Source organism: Alteromonas sp. MmMcT2-5 (genome assembly GCF_022348315.1).
Taxonomy (GTDB): domain Bacteria; phylum Pseudomonadota; class Gammaproteobacteria; order Enterobacterales; family Alteromonadaceae; genus Alteromonas; species Alteromonas macleodii.
In genome coordinates this window covers 1-8,153 of record NZ_JAKRFB010000099.1, presented here as the reverse complement: position 1 = coordinate 8,153, position 8,153 = coordinate 1, and the positions used below count along the sequence as shown (strand labels likewise).

Sequence of the window (8,153 nt, the reverse complement as noted above, 5' to 3'; positions counted from 1 at the left end):
GCTCGAAGTGGCGGCATTAGAGAATCGTTTTTTGCTTCAAGAAGAGTCTGCTTGTCAAGGTGCGCCAAAATCTTATGGATAACAGCCGGATCCGTAATAGCCGCTTCTCGGATACCGCCGGGCGGCTGATGTACCGGCACAGCCGTTCGAGCTTCTTGCGTTCATCGGCCCTGGCCGCCACGCCGGCGTGCAGGCTGAACCCGGCTACCTTGCCAATCCCGTCACCGAACGGATCACCACTGGTCGGCAGAGTTTGCAAAGTGAACACCTTTCGCCCCGCCTGTGAACCGACAGCGATACGGTAAGTGATCGAGTGCCCCAGCAGGGGTGTCATCGGGTCGTCATCCACCGCATCCGAGGCCAGATAGCTGTTTTCGACATCCCGTTCCAGCAGGCCTTGCCGTTCCAGATAGCGACCCACCCGGTGGGCGATGGTGTGCGTCAGCTGGGTGAGCTCTGGGCTGGTCGGCGCCTTGACCCAGCGGAAACGCGCTGAGCCGTGGGATTGCTCGACATACACACCGTCGAGAAACAGCATGTGGAAGTGAACATTCAGATTGAGCGCCGATCCAAAACGCTGGATCAGGGTGACCGCGCCCGTCTTGGCCACTTGGTGGGTATGGCCCGCTTTCTTGACCAGGTGCGTGGCAATGACGCGGTAAACGATGCCCAGCACCCGCCCCATGATCTCGGGCCGGCTGGCAAACAGGAAACGCAGCTGAAACGGGAAACTCAACACCCACTGACGCATGGGTTGTTCAGGCAGTACTTCATCAACCAGCAAGGCGGCACTTTCGGCCATCCGCCGCGCCCCACAGCTCGGGCAGAAACCGCGACGCTTACAGCTGAAAGCGACCAGGTGCTCGGCGTGGCAAGACTCGCAGCGAACCCGTAGAAAGCCATGCTCCAGCCGCCCGCATTGGAGAAATTCTTCAAATTCCCGTTGCACATAGCCCGGCAATTCCTTTCCCTGCTCTGCCATAAGCGCAGCGAATGCCGGGTAATACTCGTCAACGATCTGATAGAGAAGGGTTTGCTCGGGTCGGTGGCTCTGGTAACGACCAGTATCCCGATCCCGGCTGGCCGTCCTGGCCGTCCTGGCCGCCACATGAGGCATGTTCCGCGTCCTTGCAATACTGTGTTTACATACAGTCTATCGCTTAGCGGAAAGTTCTTTTACCCTCAGCCGAAATGCCTGCCGTTGCTAGACATTGCCAGCCAGTGCCCGTCACTCCCACTCTATTGTAAACAAGACATTTTTATCTTTTATATTCAATGGCTTATTTTCCTGCTAATTGGTAATACCATGAAAAATACCATGCTCAGAAAAGGCTTAACAATATTTTGAAAAATTGCCTACTGAGCGCTGCCGCACAGCTCCATAGGCCGCTTTCCTGGCTTTGCTTCCAGATGTATGCTCTTCTGCTCCTGCAGCTAATGGATCACCGCAAACAGGTTACTCGCCTGGGGATTCCCTTTCGACCCGAGCATCCGTATGAGACTCATGCTCGATTAGCGGGCTTTAATACTACATCAAGTCTACAGGCGTGCCCAAAAACTGCTTTTACGCCCATGCGCTGACTGCAATTGTTGCACGAATGCGTGATGCTCCAGCAGAGGGTCGAACACCTTGATTCGCCCGGCCAGCGCTTCCAGCTGCTGAAGAGGAAAAGCACTCCGCCCGAGGGCGGAGTGCTGTCCTGAAGTATTATTGATTTACGAGAGCAGCTTTGGTGGCAAAACGCTTGGAAAAGCCGTTGAGTTTCAGCTTGAAATCATCTCCGGAGCGAAACTGGGCCTCGGTCATATGGGGTTGCTCGTGATCCTTGTACCATTCCGCGTACTCCTTGTGATCGGTACTTTGAACATCGTAATGGGTGGAGTACGTCCTGACATGGACGACCGGGTCCTTACCGCTCATATCAAACTCCATGAAGCGCATCCATCCATCTCCTATGCCGATTCCCAGGCCTGATTCGACCTTGCCGCCGGCGTCAATGGCGGTTTGGGCCCGACTCTGGTAGTCGGAAAGTAATTGCCAGACCGGATTGCCATGGGCATTGCTATCCATGCGGGTCGCCTGGCCGAGTTGATGGCCGCAAAGCACCAGGAAAATCTGGTCGTGCTGGCTAATAAACTTTTGCCATACCATTTCGGGGTTATTGTGAATGGGATCCACCACATGACCATCAATCACCGGATTGGCCTTTCGTTCACCGTCGGTGTTGAGGTAGTCGTGCGTGGACACAATGGTTGGCAGGCCCGGGTGTTTCTCCACCACGCCGGCGGCCCATTCCAGCGACGCGTTGGGGGCATCGAACTGGAGAGCGATATGGAGGAACCTGTAGCCTCCCGCCTCGAATATTTGAGCGCTGTCGGCGCCGCCATCGTTGTACTCCACGTACCAGGGTTTGTCCTTGAAAAATACCGAATTAGCGCCGAAGACAGACCGGAAATTGTCCAGGCCTCCGGGATGCAGCATGCCCAAAGTAGCTAGATCGTGGGGGTCGGGATTGGCAGACGGAGGATGATTGGCATCTGTCCACATGGCGTCGTAGTCATGATTTCCCGGTGCTACCGAAAACGGTACTTTGCCCGCAATCAGGGAAAAGCCTTCATGGGCCTTGGGCATTTCAACGGTTTTGGCCTTTTCCGTGGGAGCGAAGTGGCTATCCACAATGGGGTTAGGCGCAATCTTGAATCCCCGCGCCTTGTGATCTTCGTCCATGGACAAGGTCTGGTGTTGCCAGACATCCCCGAGGGAGGTGACGAAAGCGATGTCACCGCCCTGGCTTTCCAGGTTGTCCGCGATGTACTGCATCTGTTCTATGAAGAGCTTGTTGGCATCGAAGGGAAACCCTTCAGCTTTCTGGTGGGTATAGTCCAGGTAGTTCTGGGTATCCGGAATCACCGCGATGGTGAACGTTTTATCATCCGGTGAAGCCGCCAGAGACAGGGGTGCGGCGGTGGATACCGCGATAAATGAGGCAAGAATCCCGCTCTTGAGCGAGGCATTGATCATATTCATGAAATTGCTCCGTTTTGGGGTTGATCAGAAATTGACAGTGAACTCGGCGCGGACATTCTGGCGACTGCCGGCGATAAAGGTTGGAATGCCGAAATAATCACCCATGTTGCCTGCATCGACGATGTACTTTTCGTCAGTCAGGTTGTCGCCGACAATAGCCACCATCCAGGCTTCATCCGCACTGGTGTATGACAGGCGGGCGCTGAACAGTCCGAAGGCACCCTGGAATTCGTCGACCTTGGTGTCGGAGAATGCTGCGGGGGTTCGCTGCTGAAGAATTGCTTTGTCATTGTCGTCAAAAAAGAACATTTTTGACTGCCAGCTGTAAACCGGTGAGAACGCAATGACACCGGTTTGCAGCGGCCACTCGAAGCTGGCACCGACAGAAAACATGTGATCCGGGCTGTTACGGAAGCTGTTGTCCTTGTATGCGCCGGTACGCAATCTGGCCTTGTTGTAGCCGTAGCTGCCAAACAAACTCAAACTGTCAGTGGCCAGGTAATTAACCTGGGCTTCAAATCCGGTTGAGTCCGCCTCGCCGGCGTTGACGGTGACGAGTCGTCCCTCGACTGCCGCGAGGGTCTGGAAGTTTTCATATTCGTAATAGTAAATGGAGCTGTCACCGACGACACGGCCATCCAGCAGCTGGAACTTTATGCCAGTCTCCATGGACGTCAGCTCCTCTGTCGGGATAAGTGAAGAGGTGCCATTAGTATTCACGGTAACGACTTCCGGGCGTTTGCCCAGGCCGTAAACGGCATACCAGTTCAGGTTGGGTGTAATTTCATACCGAAGCCCGACCCTGCCTGTGGCTGTAGAGGAACTGTTCGAGTCGCTGTACTTTTGATTGCCTGGTGTGGGACCTAACAGTAATCCGCTCCCGGTCAGGCTGCTTACGCCATAGGGTGTCGTACCCTGGAGCGAAACCTCTTTCTTGTCCCATGTCATACGTCCCCCAATGAAAATCTCCAGATTATCGGTGAGGTTCGAGGTGACATCGGCAAAGAGGTCATAGGTTCTGATATCCGCATGGCGGACCTGTCGATCCAGGTGAAATGCTTTCAGAGAGTTCGCTGAGTCACCCAGCATGCTGTTAATCTCCGCGTTTGTTAGCCCGCGGGGCGCAAACGCCTGGAGTTGGCCAGTCAGCAGAAGTGACATGGCGCGCTCATCATATCCCATGTCCAAGCTCATATCGTTCTGGGCATCGAACACGCCAACGCCAACAAAACCGTTAAATGGACCAATGTCGGTGAAGTTTACACGTACTTCCTCGGAGAGTTGTTCTCCAGAGGCACACTGTTCGTAGGCGATGATATTGGTGGGAGTACCGTCGTTGTCGCCGGCCTGGCACGATTCAAACCATCGATAGCCGGTGATTGATGTGAGGGTAAACCGGTCGCTAATGGTGTATTCAGTGGTTCCGCTTACTCCCCTGATTTCACGCTCAAAATAGGATTTTGGCAGCTCCCCAAAGGTTTCAAGGTGAGTGGGAGTCCAGAAATCCAGATCGCCGATCACCTTGCCGGTGCTCTGGTCCAGCGGCAGAAACGTGCCTGATTTAAAGGGTACGCCGCCGCTGGTGTCATCGAGATCGTAGGTGGTGGAAAGATGAAAGCGTAGATCGTCGCTTGGTTCCCAAAGTACGCCCAGGCGGTAGGCCTCGGCGTTCACGGCGTTAAAACTGCCCGAACCGTCGCTGTCTTCCACGAAACCGTCCTTCTCCTTCGTCAATGCGCCAAACCTGACAGCCATAGTATCCGACAAGGGTGTATTGGCAACAGCCTGAACATGCTGATAACCATATTCTCCCAAGCCACCTTTGACTTCGAACACCTGTTCGAATAAAGGCTTCTTCTGGAAGATGGAGACGCCGCCATTCAGTGCGGATCTGCCGTGCAATGTGGATTGAGGCCCCTTTTCGACTTCGATGCGGTCTATATCGAAAAGCTCGCCATAAGAGGCGTTGGCATGGGTAACGGCCACGCCGTCCTGGAAAATCGCGACCCGAAGTTCGCTCTCCGGGTTGATATCATCGGTAGTGATGCCCCGTATGGAAAACCCTGGACGGAACCTATCCTGAAGCTGCATCACGAACCCGGGAGTAAGTTCAGCGACCCTGTTCAGCTCGGAGCCGCCGATTTTCTCCAGAAACTCGCCGCTGTAGGCGCTCATTGCCATGGGAACATCGGTGATCTCCTGTTCTCTCTTCTGAGCAGTTACTACAATCACCTCCGTTATATTACTGGTGTTCGTGTTTGAGGGCTCACCGGTAGCGGCAAGTGCTGTTGCGGAAAGGGCAAACCCCAGGGGGCCGGGGAGCCATTTCAAGTTTTTCATGGTTGTGACCTCGTTGTGAGTAAAAAAAAGGGGGGGCATCCAATAACGATGCGATATAGTATCGTTATTGGATTGCAGAAGTTTGAAGGAAATATGACAACATGAAAGAAACAGGCTTTCCGGATTGTCCCGAAGGCGACACTGGACCAGCGGCGTAATATCCGGTCTGGCCAGTCGGGACTTCATTGTGGAATTGTCATAAACTTGAGCCTCGACTTCGTGTGAACAGGCCCTGAGAGTGAGTCTCTGACGATACGTGATGATATTGGAAAGAAGTGTCATTCGTATGACTCGACGGGAAGTGAAAGGAGTGCCCGAAAGTGACACAGTCTAGAGGACGCCCACGCAGCGCCGGGGTTGGCGATGCCATCAAGGCAGCGGCTTGGGAGTTGCTGGCGGAAAAAGGCTACGACAGCCTTACCATGGACGACGTCATCGCCAGCGCGGGATGCGGTAGAAATACCGTATATCGGCGCTACAGTAGTAAGCGGGAACTGATTCTGAGTTTATTCCAGGATATGTACCACGATGATCTGCCTGCCATGGGCCCCGATGATGACCCCCGCGAAGTGCTCATTGACTACACCGGGCGTATTGTCAGATTTCTTACGGGAACACCAGGCCAGGCCATGGTGAAGATACTCGAGGTGGTGCCTCGAAACCCCGAGTTGGCTGCGATAAGGCATCAGTATCGTCGCCAGTTCAGTGAAAAGCTGTATCAGCCCTTGAAGCGAATCAGCGCATTTACGCCGAGCCGGGAAGTGCTTGCGTTTGTCGAGGATACTCTTGCAGGAGCGCTCCATTATCACACCAGCGTCGTCAAGAGAGAACTGAGCGATCGGGAAATCAGCGGTATAGTCGATAGCATTGTCGGGAGTATAAGAAATATTAACGCTATGTACTACCCACTGTGTCAGCTGTATTTAAGGCCAGTTGCACGTGTGTCAAATGGGTACTTTTCAGGAATCAGTGAAGTAGTTGTCATCAAGATAGACGCAATATAACTGGTCTTTGGTACTGAAATCCGCAATGAGATATGTGAAAGCCCTTACCTCAACATGTGCTCGAAGTGGCGGCATTAGAGAATCGTTTTTTGCTTCAAGAAGAGTCTGCTTGTCAAGGTGCGCCAAAATCTTATGGATAACAGCCGGATCCGTAATACAAGTAATAATTTTGACGTTGGTTTTTTCACAAGCCTCACAGACTGTGATGTCAATATTGAATACTCTTTTTAACCTTTGTGCCCACGACATGCTTCGCGCATGGTATGGTTTATCTGAATCTTTCAGATGCTCTGCTAAGCGAGGGCTATTCTTACCGCGTTGTGAAGCCGTTACCTCGGCACGCACCTTAGCATTGGGAGCAAACACGCCATAAAACCTCGTAAGGTTTAGCCTCGGCACTGGCACCAGTGCCGCGAGCTTGCCTATGAAATCCAAGGGAGTAAAAAAGACATGTGTGGTACCGTCTTGATAGGGAGTTTTCAGTTGATATCTTACTTTTCCTGAATCGGTTAGACTCAATCGTTGCTCGCTTAACGCTGGCCTTGAGATATATCTGCATAGCCTTTCCAGTTTGTCAGTTTGATGGCTGTCTGCAAACACCCCAGCGTGTAAGCTAAAACCGTTTATTTGAGCTAATTGACCGTAATGTTGTTCGTCTTTGGCAGGTAAGGTTTGCAAGGCAAAGACTTTTTTGCCTGTATCTGGTCCTACAGCAATGCGGTAATTGACAGAGGCTGCTTGCAAGGGCAGTAAACTATCTTCGTCATCCATGGGTAAATCGAGAAATGTGTTGTCCATATCCCGTTGAACGAGCCCGGCCTTCTCCAAGTAGGTCGCGATGCGATGGCTAATGACATTCACGAGGGTTTCCATATCATTGTGGTTTGGTGCTTTAACGCACTTGAATTTGGACTGTCCACACTCCTGAGTGATAACGCCTTCCAAAAAGAGCATGTGAAAGTGAATATTGAGATTCAGTGCACTACCAAATCGCTGAATGTAAGTCACCGCTCCTGTGTTTGCTTGCTTCTTAAGATACCCAGCCCGATGCACAATATCGCAAGAAATAGCACGATGAATGATTTGCATGATTTTACTTAAGTGTTTGGGATACCTAGCTAGAAGTAGACGAAGCGGGATGGGTAAACTCAATACCCATTGGCGTACAGGGTAACCGTGAAGAACATCTTCAACTAACAACTTGGCACTTTCTGCCATCCTTCTTGCACCGCAACTTGGGCAAAATCCCCTGCGTTTGCAGCTGAACGCCAGCAGTTTCTCATGCTTGCAGTCGTCACAAACTACACGCAAAAAACCATGCTCAAGCCGACCACACCTAAGAAACTCTTCAAACTCTTTTACCACATGAAGTGGTAACGACTTCCCTTTTTGTGAAAGCTGCTTCTGAAATTCTGGGTAGTGGCGTTCGACCAATTGATACAGTAACGTCTGCTCTGGACGATGTCGTTTATAGGTATGAGAGTGAGTTACTAGCAATGGCGCCTTTATCTTGAATTGGCATCACAGTGTGTATATGATTTTAATGTAAATCTACTGATCAATAGGGTGGGAAATTTATAGTCTCAAGGTCCGAAAAACGTACAAAGCAGCCCGAGAGAGCAAGTACCAAGAAGTCCGCTATTGTTTAGATTATCAGTTATCTGCCCTCCATTCAGATCCACCTTGGGGTTCTAGGGATTTTCCCCTCTAAAAAGACATAATCCTCTGTAGACCACACCAATAAATGGCTGCGGAGGTGGTTTACTTTCAGCTTGGAGCCT

At 51.9% G+C, this 8,153-nt stretch carries 5 protein-coding genes; 1 reads left to right on the top strand and 4 read right to left on the bottom strand.

What is annotated here, in order from left to right; all coding sequences use genetic code 11:
• Positions 1-16 precede the first annotated feature (16 nt).
• The 3 genes from MHN09_RS20675 to MHN09_RS20665 form a co-directional block, all read right to left on the bottom strand.
• Positions 17-1,117 (bottom strand): transposase, encoded by a 1,101-nt coding sequence (locus MHN09_RS20675; protein ID WP_274608700.1) that lies wholly within the window; start codon positions 1,115-1,117, stop codon positions 17-19.
• 591 nt (positions 1,118-1,708) lie between these two features.
• Positions 1,709-3,028 carry a hypothetical protein gene (locus MHN09_RS20670; RefSeq protein ID WP_239241799.1) on the bottom strand — a complete coding sequence of 440 codons (1,320 nt, stop codon included), beginning with the start codon at positions 3,026-3,028 and terminating at the stop codon, positions 1,709-1,711.
• A 24-nt stretch (positions 3,029-3,052) separates the two neighbouring features.
• A complete protein-coding gene (locus MHN09_RS20665) occupies positions 3,053-5,368 on the bottom strand; it encodes a TonB-dependent receptor (protein ID WP_239241798.1) in 2,316 nt (771 codons plus the stop codon).
• A 320-nt stretch (positions 5,369-5,688) separates the two neighbouring features.
• On the opposite strand from MHN09_RS20665, the gene MHN09_RS20660 reads away from it, so the two are divergent.
• Complete coding sequence (locus MHN09_RS20660) at positions 5,689-6,372, top strand: TetR/AcrR family transcriptional regulator (protein ID WP_218313293.1); 684 nt, start codon at positions 5,689-5,691, stop codon at positions 6,370-6,372.
• Here MHN09_RS20660 and MHN09_RS20655 read toward each other — a convergent pair.
• Positions 6,328-7,869: a transposase gene (locus MHN09_RS20655; protein WP_239241797.1), complete on the bottom strand. Its 1,542-nt coding sequence runs from the start codon at positions 7,867-7,869 to the stop codon at positions 6,328-6,330. The two genes, MHN09_RS20660 and MHN09_RS20655, sit on opposite strands and share 45 nt — an antisense overlap.
• Positions 7,870-8,153 lie beyond the last annotated feature (284 nt).